We start from the raw sequence: 13282 nt of genomic DNA, 5'->3' as shown, positions 1-13282 counted from the left end.
ACGAGTGAGCACCACGACACGATGGATGATGCGCCTGGCCTGGGTCGTCCTGAGCTGGGCGCTGGCTGGCCCGGCGGCGGCTTTGAGCCCCGAGCACATCCGGATCCTGGCGCTGGGCGACAACGACGAGCGCATCGCGGTGCTCAACGAGGTGGCCGCCACCGGGGACCCGGCGCTGCGCGCCTATCTGCAAGCCTTGCTGGACGATGAGGTGCGCACCGTTGGCGACGAGCGGGTCTACATCGTGCGTGGCAACGAGGTGCGTGATGCGATCACCGGTCAGCCCGCTTCGCTGCCAGAGGATGCGCAGGAAGTGGTTTCCAGCAACCGCGTGCGCCGGGCTTTGCAGGCCGCCTTGGCTGCGCTCGAGCTGTTTTCGAGCGATGCGGCCGTGCGGGCCGGCGCCGTGGCGCAGATGCTGCGCGAACCGCTGGCGGCCGAGCAGCTCCCGGTGATCGACAAGGTGCTCGAACGGGAAACCGATGACCAGCTGCGCGAGCAGTTGCAGGTCTTGCGGGCGACCGCCCTGGTCGTTGCCGAGGATCCCGCTTTGCGTTTGGAGGCAGCGCGTTGGTTGGGGCGCAGCAACCAGCCCACGGTGCTGGCCTTGTTGCGCGAACGGCTCGCCCAGGACGGTGACGGCTTCGTCGAAACCGATGCTCGCGTGCGCGAGGTGCTGAAGTCATCGCTGCGTGAGGTGGAAAGCCGCCTGGCCTGGGGCGAACGTGCGGGCGTACTGTTCAGCGGCCTCAGTTTGGGCAGCATCTTGTTGTTGGTGGCTTTGGGGCTGGCCATCACGTATGGCTTGATGGGCGTGATCAACATGGCCCATGGCGAGATGATGATGATCGGCGCCTACGCCACCTATGTGGTGCAAAACCTCTTTCGGACCTATCTGCCGGATTGGTTCGATGGATACGTGCTGGCAGCCGTGCCCACGGCGTTTCTTGCCGCGGCGGTGGTCGGTGCGGTGCTCGAGCGCAGCGTGATCCGCTGGCTGTATGGCAGACCTCTGGAGACCTTGCTGGCCACCTGGGGCATCAGTCTCATCCTGATGCAAGCCGTGCGTTCGGTGTTTGGCGCACAAAACGTTCAAGTGGACAACCCCAGCTGGCTCAGCGGTGGTGTGGCGCTCATGCCCAATCTGACCTTGCCATACAACCGCCTGGCCATCATCGTGTTCGCGGCGCTGGTGGTCGCCGGCGTGGCCTTGCTGATCGCGCGCACCCGTTTGGGCTTGTTCGTGCGGGGCGTCACTCAGAACCGGCCCATGGCCGCCTGCATGGGCGTCAACACCGCTCGCGTCGACACCTATGCCTTCGCCTTGGGCGCCGGCCTGGCCGGGCTGGCCGGCTGCGCGCTGTCGCAGGTGGGGAATGTGGGACCCGACCTGGGACAGAGCTATATCGTCGATTCCTTTCTGGTGGTGGTCACTGGCGGGGTGGGGCAACTGGCCGGCACGGTGTATGCAGCCTTGGGCTTGGGGGTCGTCAGCAAGCTGCTCGAAGGCTGGCAGGGGGCGGTGTTGGCCAAGATCACCGTGTTGTTGCTCATCGTGGCTTTCATCCAGAAGCGTCCACAAGGGCTGTTTGCGATGAAGGGAAGGAGTGCCGAAGCATGAGCGCGGTTGTGCATGCCGATGCCGCAAGCGCTGCCGAGCTGGTGCCGCGTCGCGGCTTGCTGCTGGGGCCCAAAGGCTGGGCCGCGGTCTTGTCCGCCGTCCTGACCGTGGTCTTGGTGGTGCCGGTGCTCAATCTGGTGGTGCCAGCCCACAGCGTCTGGCACCTCAGCGACTATCACGTGAGCCTGTTCGGCAAGATCATGTGCTATGCCATCTGCGCGCTGGCCATGGACTTGATCTGGGGCTACACAGGCATTTTGTCGCTGGGGCATGGCTTGTTCTTCGCGCTGGGCGGCTATGTGATGGGCATGTATCTCATGCGCCAAATCGGTACCGAGGGCCACTACAAGTCGGAGTTGCCGGACTTCATGGTCTTCCTGGACTGGAAGGAGCTGCCCTGGCACTGGGGCTTGAGCGATTCTTTCCTGGCCACCGTCGTGCTGGTCGTGGCCGTGCCGGGCTTGTTGGCGTTCGTGTTCGGCTACTTTGCTTTCCGCTCTCGCATCAAGGGGGTGTACTTTTCCATCATCACGCAGGCAATGACCTTTGCGGCCATGCTGCTGTTCTTTCGCAATGAGACCGGCTTTGGCGGCAACAACGGTTTCACCGACTTCAAGCGCATCCTCGGCATGCCGATGGCCACCTCGGGCATGCGGGTCACGCTGTTCATGCTGACGGGCTTGACGTTGATCGGCTTCTATCTGCTGGGCCGCTGGATCGTCAACAGCAAGTACGGCCGGGTGCTGCAAGCCGTGCGCGATGCCGAGTCCCGCCTGATGTTCACCGGCTACGACCCGCTGGGCTACAAGCTGTCGATCTGGACGCTGTCGGCCATGATGTGCGGCGTGGCCGGCGCCCTGTACGTGCCCCAGGTGGGCATCATCAACCCCAGTGAGATGTCGCCCGCGGCCAGCATCGAGATGGCCATCTGGACGGCCGTGGGCGGCCGCGCTTCCTTGATTGGCCCGATTCTCGGCGCGTTTTTCGTCAACGGGGCCAAGAGTTGGTTCACGGTGGTCGTGCCGGAGTTCTGGCTGTACTTCCTTGGCGCTTTGTTCATCGGGGTGACCTTGTTCTTGCCCCAAGGCATCGTGGGCCTGCTGCGCCGGCGCGGCCGTCACTCGGAGGCGCGAGCATGACCCCCGATCTGATGGAAGCGGGGGCGCGTGCCCTGGAGCAACACCGTCAGCGCTTGCGTGAGCGCATCGACGGTTCGGGCGGTCGCGCTGCCAGCTACGGCCGCGTCGTGCGCGCCGGCGAGGTGGATCTGGCGCATGGCGTCATTCTGTACCTGGAGGACATCACCGTCAGCTTCGATGGCTTCCGTGCGCTCGATGCACTGTCGCTGAGCATCGCTGCCGGCGAGTTGCGCTGCATCATCGGCCCCAATGGGGCCGGCAAGACCACGATGATGGACGTCATCACCGGCAAGACCCGTCCGCAGGCCGGTCGTGCGTTCTTTGGATCGACCATCGACCTGTTGCGCTTGCGTGAAAGCGAGATTGCCACCATGGGCATCGGACGCAAGTTCCAAAAGCCCACGGTGTATGAACGGCTGAGCGTGTTCGAAAACCTGGAGCTCTCCCTGCGCGCCGACCGCAGCGTGCGAGCGTCGATGTTCTCTCGTCTGTCTGGGGAGCAGCTCGATCGCATCGGCGAGGTCTTGTCACTCATTCACTTGCGCGAAGTGGCCCAGCGAGCAGCGGGTCTGCTCTCGCATGGGCAAAAGCAATGGTTGGAGATCGGCATGCTGTTGATGCAAGACCCCAAGCTGCTGCTGCTGGACGAACCCGTGGCCGGCATGACCGATGAGGAAACCGAGCGAACCGCCGAGCTGTTTCTATCGCTCCAAGGCAGCCACTCGCTGGTGGTGGTCGAACACGACATGAAGTTCATCCACGATCTCACGCGTGACGATCCGTCCAAGAAGGTGACCGTGTTGCATGAAGGTCGCGTGCTGGCCGAAGGTTCGTTGGCTCAGGTACAGGCCAACGAGAAGGTCATCGAGGTCTATCTAGGTCGCTGAGCATGCTCAAGGTCGAAGGCATCCATCAGTACTACGGCGGCTCGCACATTCTGCGCAACGTCAGCTTCGAGGCCAAGGCGGGCGAAGTCACGGTGATCTTGGGGCGCAACGGGGTGGGCAAGACCACCTTGCTCAAAAGCTTGATGGGTGTGGTGCCTATCAAAACCGGTTCGATCACGCTGGATGGGCAGCCCATCGTGCGCGATGCGCCCTATGAACGGGTGCGCAAGGGCATGGGGTACGTCCCGCAGGGCCGGGAGATCTTCGCTCGCCTCACGGTCGAGGAGAACCTGCGCATGGGGCTGGCGTACAAGAGCGCGCGCACGCCCATCTCGCCTCAGCTCTTCGAGCTGTTTCCCGTGCTTGGGCAGATGCTGCATCGACGCGGGGGCGACCTCTCGGGCGGACAACAGCAACAACTGGCCATTGCGCGGGCCTTGGCGGCTGGGCCCAAGGTGCTGCTCCTGGATGAACCGACCGAAGGCATCCAGCCGTCCATCATCAAGGACATTGGCCGGGTGATCCGCCGGTTGGCCGACCTCGGCATGGACGGCCACCCGCCCATGGCCATCGTCTTGGTCGAGCAGTATTACGACTTTGCCGCCGAATTGGCCGATCAGTACCTCGTGATGGAACGCGGCGAGGTGGTGATGCAAGGCCGCGGCGCCCACATGGAGGCCGACGGCGTGCGGCGGCGTTTGTCCATCTAGAGCGGCGCAATCGTTCTAGCCCCTCGGGGGTGAAGGGGGGCGTCGAAAGACATCACGAGCGCGGTCATGGGCAGCGTGAGTCGGGCCCCGGGAGGACCCTCTTCGGTGTCAGCGTCCGACGCGATGCGGGCGCATCGTTTGAAACAAATGAACCATGTGTCATACTATGAAACAAGTGTGACGTCGCCAGGCTGTGGCGGCGGTGTGGTAGCGGCAGGGCATGCGTCCCATGGAGCCCCAAGACGTCCAGTCCTTGGTCGAGCAGCATTTCGACCGCCTCAGCCCTGAGCTGCAGCGCGCGGCGCGCTGGGTCGTGCGACATGGCGCGGCTTTGGGGCTGCAGTCGATGCGTGCCAGTGCACGGCAAGCCGGCGTCTCGCCGGCCACCATGACCCGGCTGGCCCGTCAGTTGGGGTTGCCGAGCTTCGAGGCGTTGCGCGAGCCTTTTCGACGCGCCTTGGCGCGGCAGGCCGAGGATCCTGCCGGCTACCTGGACCGTGCTCGGCGCGCCGCAGCGGCTCGAGCCTCGCTGGTGAGCGACTTGAACGAGGCCCAGGCCGCCGATGTGCGATCGTGCACCGGGCTCAATGCCGCCGGTCGGATCGAGGCCGCTGCCCGCTTGATGCTGCGAAGCCGACAGGTGGCCTTTTTGGGTCTGCGAGCCAGCTTCGGGATTGCCTACCACTTGCACTACACCTTTGCCCTGGTGCGCGGTACGGGGCGGCTGCTGCCCGATCCATCGGGCAGTGTGGTCGAGCAGCTCGATCTGCTGGGCCCGCGAGACCTGCTCGTGGCCGTGAGCCAGGCCCCTTACACCCGCGAGACGGTGGAAGCCGTGCAGCGGGCCGTACACACTGGCGTGCCGGTGCTGGCGCTTACCGACAGCGCGTTGTCGCCGATTGCACGTGGCGCGCGGCAGGTCTTGTTGTTTTCGGCGACTTCCCCGTCGTTTTTTCCGTCGATGACCGGGGCCCAGGCGCTGGCCGAAGCCCTTGTGGCGGCGGTGGCGGCGCAAGGAGGGGCTGCGGTGGTCGAGCATCTGGGCCGACGCCAAGCCTTGTTGCAGGCCCGCAAAGCCTATTGGGAGCGGCCGCTGCGCCCAGCCGTCCGTTCGGAGCATGCTTGAATGAACCCGCAAACCACCCATGTCTTCCACCGTCATTTGCATGCCGAGCTGCCTGTGGCCGTGGCGGCCCACGGGGTGTACATCACCGATCGTCAGGGCCGGCAATACATCGACGCCTCCGGTGGCGCGGCGGTGTCTTGCCTAGGCCATGGCCACCCGGACGTGATTGCCGCGATGCATGCCCAGATCGATCGCATCGCCTATGCCCACACCAGCTTCTTCACCACCGAAGTGGCCGAGGCTCTGGCCGACGATCTGATCGCCCACGCGCCGGCCGGCATGAGTCATGTGTACTTCGTGTCGGGCGGCTCCGAGGCGGTGGAGGCGGCGCTGAAAATGGCGCGGCAGTACTTTGTCGAGATCGGGCAGCCGCAGCGACGGCACTTCATCGCCCGTCGCCAGAGTTATCACGGCAACACGCTGGGGGCGCTGGCCGTGGGAGGCAATCAGTGGCGTCGCGCCCAGTTTGCGCCGCTGCTGATGGACGTCACCCATGTGTCGCCCTGCTACGAGTACCGCGACCGCCAAGCCGACGAGACGGCCGAGCAGTACGGCCAGCGCTTGGTGAAGGAGCTGGCGCAGACCATCGACCGCTTGGGGGGCGAAAACGTGATCGCTTTCGTGGCCGAGACGGTGGTGGGCGCCACTGCGGGGGCGTTGACACCGGTGCCGGGCTATCTGAAGGGGGTGCGGCAGCTGTGTGATCGCCACGGCATCTTGCTCATCCTCGATGAGGTGATGTGTGGCATGGGGCGCACGGGCACGCTGCATGCCTGCGAGCAGGAAGGCGTGGTGCCCGATTTGATGACCATTGCCAAAGGCTTGGGCGGTGGATACCAGCCCATCGGCGCGGTGCTGGTGCAGCGGCGTGTGGTCGAAGCCTTTGCGCAGGGCAGCGGGTTGTTCCAGCACGGCCACACCTACATCGGCCACGCGGTGGCCTGTGCGGCAGCCCTGGCCGTGCAGCAAGTGATCCGCCGCGACGGCTTGCTGGAGGCGTGCCAGCGGCAAGGCGAGGGGCTGGCGCAGCGGTTGCAGGCGCGCCTGGGCGAGCATCCTCACGTGGGCGATTTGCGTGGGCGAGGGCTGTTTCGCGGCGTCGAGTTGGTGCGCGATCGCCATCACAAGACGGCGTTCGATCCTGCGCTCAAGCTGCATGCCCGCATCAAGCGCGAAGCAATGGCGCGTGGGCTGATGGTGTACCCGATGGGCGGCACGATCGATGGCCAGCAAGGAGACCATGTGCTGCTGGCGCCGCCTTTCATCGTCAGCGATGGCGAACTCGATGCCATCGTCGATCGTCTGGCCTTGGCCATCGATGCGGCCATCGCATCGACCCATGCATGAGACGCACCAGGGTTTTCGGGTTTCCGGGGGTGGCACCGCAGCGCGTTGGTGCTACTGTCGGGATTCTGCCTTGCCCTTTGGACTGCGCCACCGCGTGGTCGGTATCGCACGGGTGCAAGCGCTTGCGGTAAGCTGCCGCCCTTTCGAGGTTCTCCCAACGTGTCACAGGAGGTCGAAGTGAATTCTCTCTTCCAAGTCAAACCCCTGCGCCGGTGGCTGACGGCCGCGGCCCTGGTGTCGCTGTCGCTGCCGATCGGATCGGCCGTGGCCCAAACGAAGTTCATGACCATCGGCACCGGCGGCGTCACCGGCGTGTACTATGCTGCCGGCGGCGCGATTTGCCGGCTGGTCAACAAGGACCGCGCCAAGCATGGCATCCGCTGCTCGGTGGAGTCCACCGGCGGCTCGGTGGTGAACATCAACACCATCCGCGCCGGCGAACTCGACTTCGGCGTGGCGCAGTCCGATTGGCAGTACCACGCGGTCAAGGGCACCAAGGTGTTCGAGAAGGATGGCGCTTTTGCCGATTTGCGTGCGGTGTTTTCGTTGCATCCCGAGCCCTTCACCGTGGTGGCTCGCAAGGAAATCAATGCCACTCGCTTCGAGGACCTGAAGGGCAAGCGCTTCAACATCGGCAACCCCGGCTCGGGCACGCGTGCGTCGATGGAAGAGCTGCTGGGGGCCCTGGGCTGGAAGATCAGCGATTTCTCCTTGGCTGCTGAATTGAAGGCCGATGAGCATGGCCCGGCGCTGTGCGACAACAAGATCGACGGCTTCTTCTACGGGGTGGGGCATCCGTCGGCCAACATCCAGGACCCGACCACCACCTGCGGAGCCAAGCTCGTGCCGCTGACCGGTCCGGCCGTCGACAAGCTGGTCGCGCAGTATCCCTTCTACGCCAAGGTCGAGATTCCCGGCGGGCTGTATGCCGGCAACCCCAATCCCACGCCTACGTATGGCGTGCTGGCGACCTTCGTGACCTCGGCCAAGGTGCCGGAGTCCACCGTCTACGAATTGGTCAAGGCGGTGTTCGAGAACTTCGACGAGTTCAAGAAGCTGCACCCAGCCTTGGCGAATCTGGATCCCAAGCGCATGATCAAGGACGGCTTGACCGCGCCGCTGCATCCCGGTGCGGTCAAGTACTACAAGGAAAAGGGCTGGATGTAAGCCCTCGTCCAGGTCCGGCTTCTTCGTCAAGCTGAGGACGTAAAATGTCGGCCTGCATGAGAGGGGCCCCGTGACCCGGGGCCCTTTTTCTATGGATGTGTTGCGGGGCCTCACCCTCTCCCGCAGACTGTTTCCGAGACCGCTCCTGACTCAGAAGGTGGAAGCCTCATGTTCGGAAAGAAGAAAGATCGAGCCGCGAGCGTGGACGTCCAACAGCTCGTGAGCGATACCGACACCGGCGGCCGCAAGCCCGGGCCCTGGATGCAAAAGCTGCTGCTCGTGGTGGCCGTGGCCTGGTCGCTGTTCCAGTTGTGGATCGCCTCACCGCTGCCTTTCTCGCTGGGCGTGTTCGTGCTCAACGACACCGAGTCGCGCGCCATCCACCTGGCGTTTGCGGTGTTCTTGGCTTTCATGGCCTACCCGGCTTTCAAGCGCTCGCCCCGAGACCATGTTCCGCTGACGGACTGGGTGTTTGCCGTGGTCGGCGCCTTTTGTGCTGCGTATCTGTTCTTGTTCTATCGTGACTTGGCGCAGCGGCCGGGCCAGCCCACCGAGATGGACGTGTATGCCGCGGTGCTCGGCGTGGTCTTGCTGCTGGAGGCGACGCGTCGCGTGCTGGGGCTGCCGATGGTGATCGTCGCGGTGATCTTCCTCGTCTACACCTTCGGCGGGCCGTACATGCCCGACATGATCGCCCACCGCGGGGCCTCACTGAACCGCGCAGCCTCGCACTATTGGCTCACCACGGAGGGCGTGTTTGGCATTGCGCTGGGAGTCTCCAGCGGCTTCATTTTCTTGTTCGTGCTGTTCGGCTCCTTGCTGGACAAAGCCGGCGCGGGCAACTACTTCATCAAATCGGCCTTTGCCTTGCTCGGCCACATGCGGGGCGGCCCGGCCAAGGCGGCCGTGGTGTCCTCGGCGGCCACCGGCATCATCTCGGGGTCTTCGATCGCCAACGTGGTCACCACGGGCACTTTCACCATTCCCTTGATGAAACGGGTGGGCTATCGGCCCGATCAGGCCGGTGCCGTGGAAGTCTCCAGCTCGGTCAATGGCCAGATCATGCCTCCGGTGATGGGTGCCGCGGCCTTTCTGATGGTCGAGTATGTCGGCATCCCATACACGCAGGTCATCAAGCACGCCTTTTTGCCGGCCATCATTTCTTACATCGCCCTGTTTTACATCGTTCACCTCGAAGCGCTCAAGGGGGGCATGACGGGGCTGCCCCGCCGCGGCGGCGGCACGGCGATGCAACGCTTGCTGTCGTTTGGCATGACGGTGGCCGGATTCATCATCTTGTCCGGACTGGTGTACTGGGGCATCGGCTGGATCAAGGCAGCGTTGGGGGATGCTGCGATCTGGGTCATCGGCGCGGGCCTGCTGGCTGCATACATCGGCCTGCTGTGGTATGGCGCGCGTCAGCCCGAATTGGAATTGGACGATCCCAACGCGCCGGTGTTCGAGCTGCCCGAGACCGGGCCCACGCTCAAATCGGGTCTGCATTACTTGCTGTCGGTGGTCGTGCTGATCTGGTGCTTGATGGTCGAACAGATGTCCCCGGGCCTGTCGGCATTTTGGGCCACGATGTTCATGATCTTCATTTTGCTGACGCAGCGCCCCATCCAAGCGGCTTTCCGCGGCCGGGGGGACTGGCTGGGCGCGTCGCGTCAGGGGGTGGCGGACCTGGTCGATGGTTTGGCCACCGGTGCTCGCAACATGATCGGCATCGGTGTGGCCACGGCTGCTGCCGGCCTCATCGTCGGTACCGTGTCGCTCACGGGGGTGGGCTTGGTCATGACCGAGTTGGTCGAGGCCCTGTCTGGGGGCAACCTGATGCTCATGCTCGTGCTGGTGGCCGTCATCAGCCTGGTGTTGGGCATGGGCTTGCCGACCACGGCCAATTACATCGTGGTGTCCACGCTGATGGCGCCCGTGGTGGTGGAGCTGGGGGCTCAAAGCGGGTTGATCGTGCCGCTGATTGCCGTGCACTTGTTCGTCTTCTACTTCGGCTTGATGGCCGATGTGACGCCACCGGTGGGGCTGGCCTCGTTTGCGGCGGCGGCGGTGGCACGCACCGACCCCATCAAGACCGGGGTGACGGCCTTCTGGTACAGCATGCGAACGGCCATCCTGCCTTTCCTGTTCATCTTCAATACCCAATTGCTGCTGATCGGCATCACCAGCGTGTGGCATCTGATCCTGACCATCGTCAGTGCCACGGTGGCCATGCTGGTCTTTGCGGCTGCCACGCAAGGCTGGTTCCTCGTGCGTAACCGCTGGTACGAGACCCTGGCCCTGCTGTTGGTGACCTTCACCTTGTTCCGTCCGGGGTTCTGGTGGGACATGGTGTTTCCGCCGTACGAGGAGGCGCCGGCGGTCGAGCTGATGCGTTTTGCCGAAACCGCGCCGCGCAACGCAAACAAACGCATTTGGGTCGAAGGGCTGACGTTGGAAGGCAAGGAAGTGCGCAAGGGCGTGCTGTTGCCGCTGGGCGAACCCGGTTCGGCGCGGGAGCGTCTGGCCCAGGCCGGTCTGCGCGTCGTGCCCATGGGCGATGAGCTGCAAATCATCATGGTGCAGTTCGGCAGCACGGCGGAAAAGCTCGGCCTGGAGCAAGGCTGGCGCATCACGGGCATCGAGATGCCGACGGATCGTCCGCCCAAGGAATGGATGTTCGTTCCCGCCCTGGCCTTGCTGAGCTTGGTCGTATGGTCGCAGCGGCGTCGCGCGCGGCAGACGCCGCCGGCCGCGCCGAAGGCAGCGGCGGCCTGATCAGGTGTTCCAAACGCGTGGCGGGCACGCCTCCAGCTGCCAGCCGATGGCTCGCCACGCCGACCATGTCGCCTTCAACAAGGCCAGCGCGGGCTCGGTGCGGGGGGCCAGGGCGCGCAGCACGATCAGGCGTTCATCGGGTGAGGTCACGCCCGAGTGATCGCGCAGCAAGGCCGAATCCTCGACGCAGTGGCGTGCGGCATCGATCAAGCGTTCCCGCCGGGGGCGGTCCAGCGCCTGGCCGGCAGCCCACCACATCGTGGCCAACACGCATTGCCCGTCCCAACCCAAGGGGCTGGCCAGCAGCTGCCTCGTGTGCGGGTGCGCCGCATCCAAGATGCCGCGCTCCAGCCACAGGCCGGGCAGCTCGATCTGCTGCTCGAAGCGTCCCTGCACGAAAGACTGCTCGGACGCTGGCAGTCCCAAGGCGAGCACGTCCCAGCCCATCATCTCTGCCCCTGGCGCCAACTCGAAACTCAGATGATTGATGGCTCGGGTGCCGTTGTAGGCCATGGTTTCCAGCGGCAGCCATTCCAGCCGCGCCTGCGCGGCCACGCGCGCCACCAGGTGCTGCTCGGCGGTCTCGCCCGCACTGCGGTAAAAGCGTGTCGCCCCCGGCGTGGTGATCAGCGCATGGGCCTGCGAGGCCACGTCCACCGTGAGGTGCAGCTGGTCACCCCCGACGATGCCGCCGGGGGGATGCACGAGCACGTTGTGGCAGATGCCCGGTCCTTCCGGATACAGACTGGCCAGCACACGAAGCGGCCCTTCGTGGCGGTCGTGCACGAGGGTGCGGGGCGCCTCGTGGCGGTAGTTCAGGGTCAGTTGGCCGTGCCAGCCCATGCCTCAGGCCGCTTGTGAGCCGCGATGCGCCCAGCCTGTGGTGCGCTTTTCGATCCACGAGAAGAACTCGTACATCAGCATCGCCATGACACCCACGGCCACCAGGCCTGCAAAAGCCAGGCCCATTTGCATGGCCGAACCAGCTGACACCAGCAGGTAGCCGATGCCCTCGTTCGAGGCCTGCATCTCCGACACCGTGGTGCCCACGAAGGCCAGCGTGATGGCCACCTTCAGCGAGGCGAAGAAGTAGGGCATGGAGCGCGGCAGGCCGACTTTGACCAGCACGTCCCAGCGGCGTGCGCCCAGCACGCGCAGCACGTCTTCGAGCTCGGGCTCCAGCGTGGCCAGGCCGGTGGCGATGTTCACCGTGATGGGGAAGAACGAGATCAGGAAGGCCGTCAGGATGGCCGGGCCGATGCCGATGCCGAACCACACCACCAGGATGGGCACGAAGGCGGCTTTGGGCAGGGCGTTGAAGGCGGTCATCAGCGGATACATCGCGGCATAGGCCAGGCGCGAGCTGCCCACGATGAAACCCAGCAGCACGCCCACGACGATGGCCAGGCCAAAGCCTGCCAGCGTCACCCAGAAGGTGCGCCAGGAATGCTGCACGATGATGCTGCGGTACTCGACCATCTGCTCCCAGATGCGTGAGGGGCTGGGAAAGATGAATTCCGAGATGGCCAGACCGCGGCAAAGGGCTTCCCATAGCACCAGCAGGGCCACCAGCAGCAGCCAAGGTGCCAGGCGTTCGAGTGGTTTGTTCTGATTCATGAGGGCAGAGGGACTTCAGTGGCGGCGGATCGCGCCGATGCGCTCACGCAGTTCGTGGACGATCTCGGAGAACGCCGGGGTGTAGGTGACCTCCAGGTCGCGCGGACGCGGCAGGTCGATGTCGCGGCGAGCCAGGATGCGCCCCGGACTCTTGCTCATCACGTACACGGTGTCGGCCAGATAGACCGCTTCGCGCAGGTCATGGGTGACGAGGATGACGTTGAAGCGCTGCGCGGTCCACAGGTCGCGCAGGGTGTTCCAGAGCTCCTCGCGCGTGAAGGCGTCCAGGGCGCCGAAGGGTTCGTCCAGCAGCAGCATGCGGGGTTCATGGATCAGGGCGCGGCAGATGGAGGCGCGTTGCTGCATGCCACCGGAGAGCTGCCATGGGTACTTGTCCTCGTAGCCCGCCAGGCCAACGCTTTGGAGCAAGCGGCGGGCCTTGTCTTCGTATTCGGCGCGTTTGGCCTTGAAGTGGGAGCGGTAGGGCTCGACGATCTCCAGCGGCAGCAGCACGTTGTCCACCGTGGTGCGCCAGGGCAGCAGCGAGGGGGCCTGAAAGGCCATGCCGGTGATTTTCAGTGGGCCGGTGACCGGCTCGCCGCCAATGAGGATGCTGCCGCGCGAGGGGCGCTTCAGGCCGGTGGCCAGCTTCATGAAGGTGGACTTGCCGCAACCGGAAGGTCCGACGATGGCAACGAACTCGCCTTCGCGTATTTGCAGCGAGATGTCCTCGACGGCGAACTGGTTCTGAGCGAGCAGCTCGTCGTTGTAGGCGAGCCAGACGTTCTTGAAATCGACGAAGGCGTCCATGCGCGGGGGCCCTGCCATCACGGGAAGGGCTCGGTTGTCGGAGAAACCAGGCCAGCGGCCATGCGCCCGTCGCGGGGCGCATGGCG

General features: G+C 64.8%; 11 protein-coding genes. 8 read left to right on the top strand and 3 right to left on the bottom strand.

What is annotated here, in order from left to right; genetic code table 11:
- The first annotated feature begins 25 nt into the window (after nt 1-25).
- From urtB to CTA01S_RS01790, 8 genes are all read left to right on the top strand, one after another.
- On the top strand, nt 26-1621 hold the full coding sequence (gene urtB / locus CTA01S_RS01825; RefSeq protein WP_084362258.1) for an urea ABC transporter permease subunit UrtB: 1596 nt from the start codon (nt 26-28) through the stop codon (nt 1619-1621).
- Entirely contained in the window at nt 1618-2760 is a 1143-nt protein-coding gene (urtC, locus tag CTA01S_RS01820; protein WP_062191517.1) for an urea ABC transporter permease subunit UrtC, read from the top strand. Before urtB ends, urtC begins: the two co-directional genes overlap by 4 nt.
- Nucleotides 2757-3647, top strand: coding sequence for an urea ABC transporter ATP-binding protein UrtD (gene urtD, locus CTA01S_RS01815; protein WP_062191513.1), 891 nt, complete (start codon nt 2757-2759; stop codon nt 3645-3647). The genes urtC and urtD overlap by 4 nt, the downstream gene beginning before the upstream one ends.
- Before the next feature lie 2 nt (nt 3648-3649).
- On the top strand, nt 3650-4357 hold the full coding sequence (urtE, locus tag CTA01S_RS01810) for an urea ABC transporter ATP-binding subunit UrtE (protein WP_062191509.1): 708 nt from the start codon (nt 3650-3652) through the stop codon (nt 4355-4357).
- Nucleotides 4358-4586: 229 nt separating this feature from the next.
- Nucleotides 4587-5483: a MurR/RpiR family transcriptional regulator gene (locus CTA01S_RS01805; protein WP_062191506.1), complete on the top strand. Its 897-nt coding sequence runs from the start codon at nt 4587-4589 to the stop codon at nt 5481-5483.
- On the top strand, nt 5484-6830 hold the full coding sequence (locus CTA01S_RS01800) for an aspartate aminotransferase family protein (protein ID WP_062191503.1): 1347 nt from the start codon (nt 5484-5486) through the stop codon (nt 6828-6830). It begins immediately after the preceding gene.
- A gap of 204 nt (nt 6831-7034) precedes the next feature.
- On the top strand, nt 7035-7997 hold the full coding sequence (locus CTA01S_RS01795; RefSeq protein WP_062192143.1) for a TAXI family TRAP transporter solute-binding subunit: 963 nt from the start codon (nt 7035-7037) through the stop codon (nt 7995-7997).
- Between the two features lie 168 nt (nt 7998-8165).
- Nucleotides 8166-10769 (top strand): TRAP transporter permease, encoded by a 2604-nt coding sequence (locus CTA01S_RS01790; protein WP_062191502.1) that lies wholly within the window; start codon nt 8166-8168, stop codon nt 10767-10769.
- Here CTA01S_RS01790 and CTA01S_RS01785 read toward each other — a convergent pair whose 3' ends face one another.
- Genes CTA01S_RS01785 through CTA01S_RS01775 form a run of 3 tightly spaced genes read right to left on the bottom strand, consistent with a single transcriptional unit; the run spans nt 10770 to nt 13196 of the window.
- Nucleotides 10770-11612: an urease accessory protein UreD gene (locus CTA01S_RS01785; RefSeq protein WP_062191501.1), complete on the bottom strand. Its 843-nt coding sequence runs from the start codon at nt 11610-11612 to the stop codon at nt 10770-10772. It lies immediately after the preceding gene.
- 3 nt (nt 11613-11615) lie between these two features.
- Nucleotides 11616-12386: an ABC transporter permease gene (locus tag CTA01S_RS01780; RefSeq protein ID WP_019559703.1), complete on the bottom strand. Its 771-nt coding sequence runs from the start codon at nt 12384-12386 to the stop codon at nt 11616-11618.
- 15 nt (nt 12387-12401) lie between these two features.
- Nucleotides 12402-13196, bottom strand: coding sequence for an ABC transporter ATP-binding protein (locus tag CTA01S_RS01775; protein ID WP_019559702.1), 795 nt, complete (start codon nt 13194-13196; stop codon nt 12402-12404).
- Between the last annotated feature and the right edge of the window lie 86 nt (nt 13197-13282).

The sequence above is a fragment of the Caldimonas taiwanensis NBRC 104434 genome, assembly GCF_001592165.1.
Lineage (GTDB): Bacteria > Pseudomonadota > Gammaproteobacteria > Burkholderiales > Burkholderiaceae_C > Caldimonas > Caldimonas manganoxidans.
The sequence above is the reverse complement of the archived record's forward strand: the minus strand, read 5'-3'. Positions and strand labels throughout refer to the sequence as shown.

Bases quoted from the DNA above. Each gene is read 5' to 3' on its own strand.
- urtB (WP_084362258.1), top strand. From the start codon at position 26: ATGATGCGCCTGGCCTGGGTCGTCCTGAGCTGGGCGCTGGCTGGCCCG.
- urtC (WP_062191517.1), top strand. From the start codon at position 1,618: ATGAGCGCGGTTGTGCATGCCGATGCCGCAAGCGCTGCCGAGCTGGTG.
- urtD (WP_062191513.1), top strand. From the start codon at position 2,757: ATGACCCCCGATCTGATGGAAGCGGGGGCGCGTGCCCTGGAGCAACAC.
- urtE (WP_062191509.1), top strand. From the start codon at position 3,650: ATGCTCAAGGTCGAAGGCATCCATCAGTACTACGGCGGCTCGCACATT.
- CTA01S_RS01805 (WP_062191506.1), top strand. From the start codon at position 4,587: ATGGAGCCCCAAGACGTCCAGTCCTTGGTCGAGCAGCATTTCGACCGC.
- CTA01S_RS01800 (WP_062191503.1), top strand. From the start codon at position 5,484: ATGAACCCGCAAACCACCCATGTCTTCCACCGTCATTTGCATGCCGAG.
- CTA01S_RS01790 (WP_062191502.1), top strand. From the start codon at position 8,166: ATGTTCGGAAAGAAGAAAGATCGAGCCGCGAGCGTGGACGTCCAACAG.
- CTA01S_RS01785 (WP_062191501.1), bottom strand. From the start codon at position 11,612: ATGGGCTGGCACGGCCAACTGACCCTGAACTACCGCCACGAGGCGCCC.
- CTA01S_RS01780 (WP_019559703.1), bottom strand. From the start codon at position 12,386: ATGAATCAGAACAAACCACTCGAACGCCTGGCACCTTGGCTGCTGCTG.
- CTA01S_RS01775 (WP_019559702.1), bottom strand. From the start codon at position 13,196: ATGGACGCCTTCGTCGATTTCAAGAACGTCTGGCTCGCCTACAACGAC.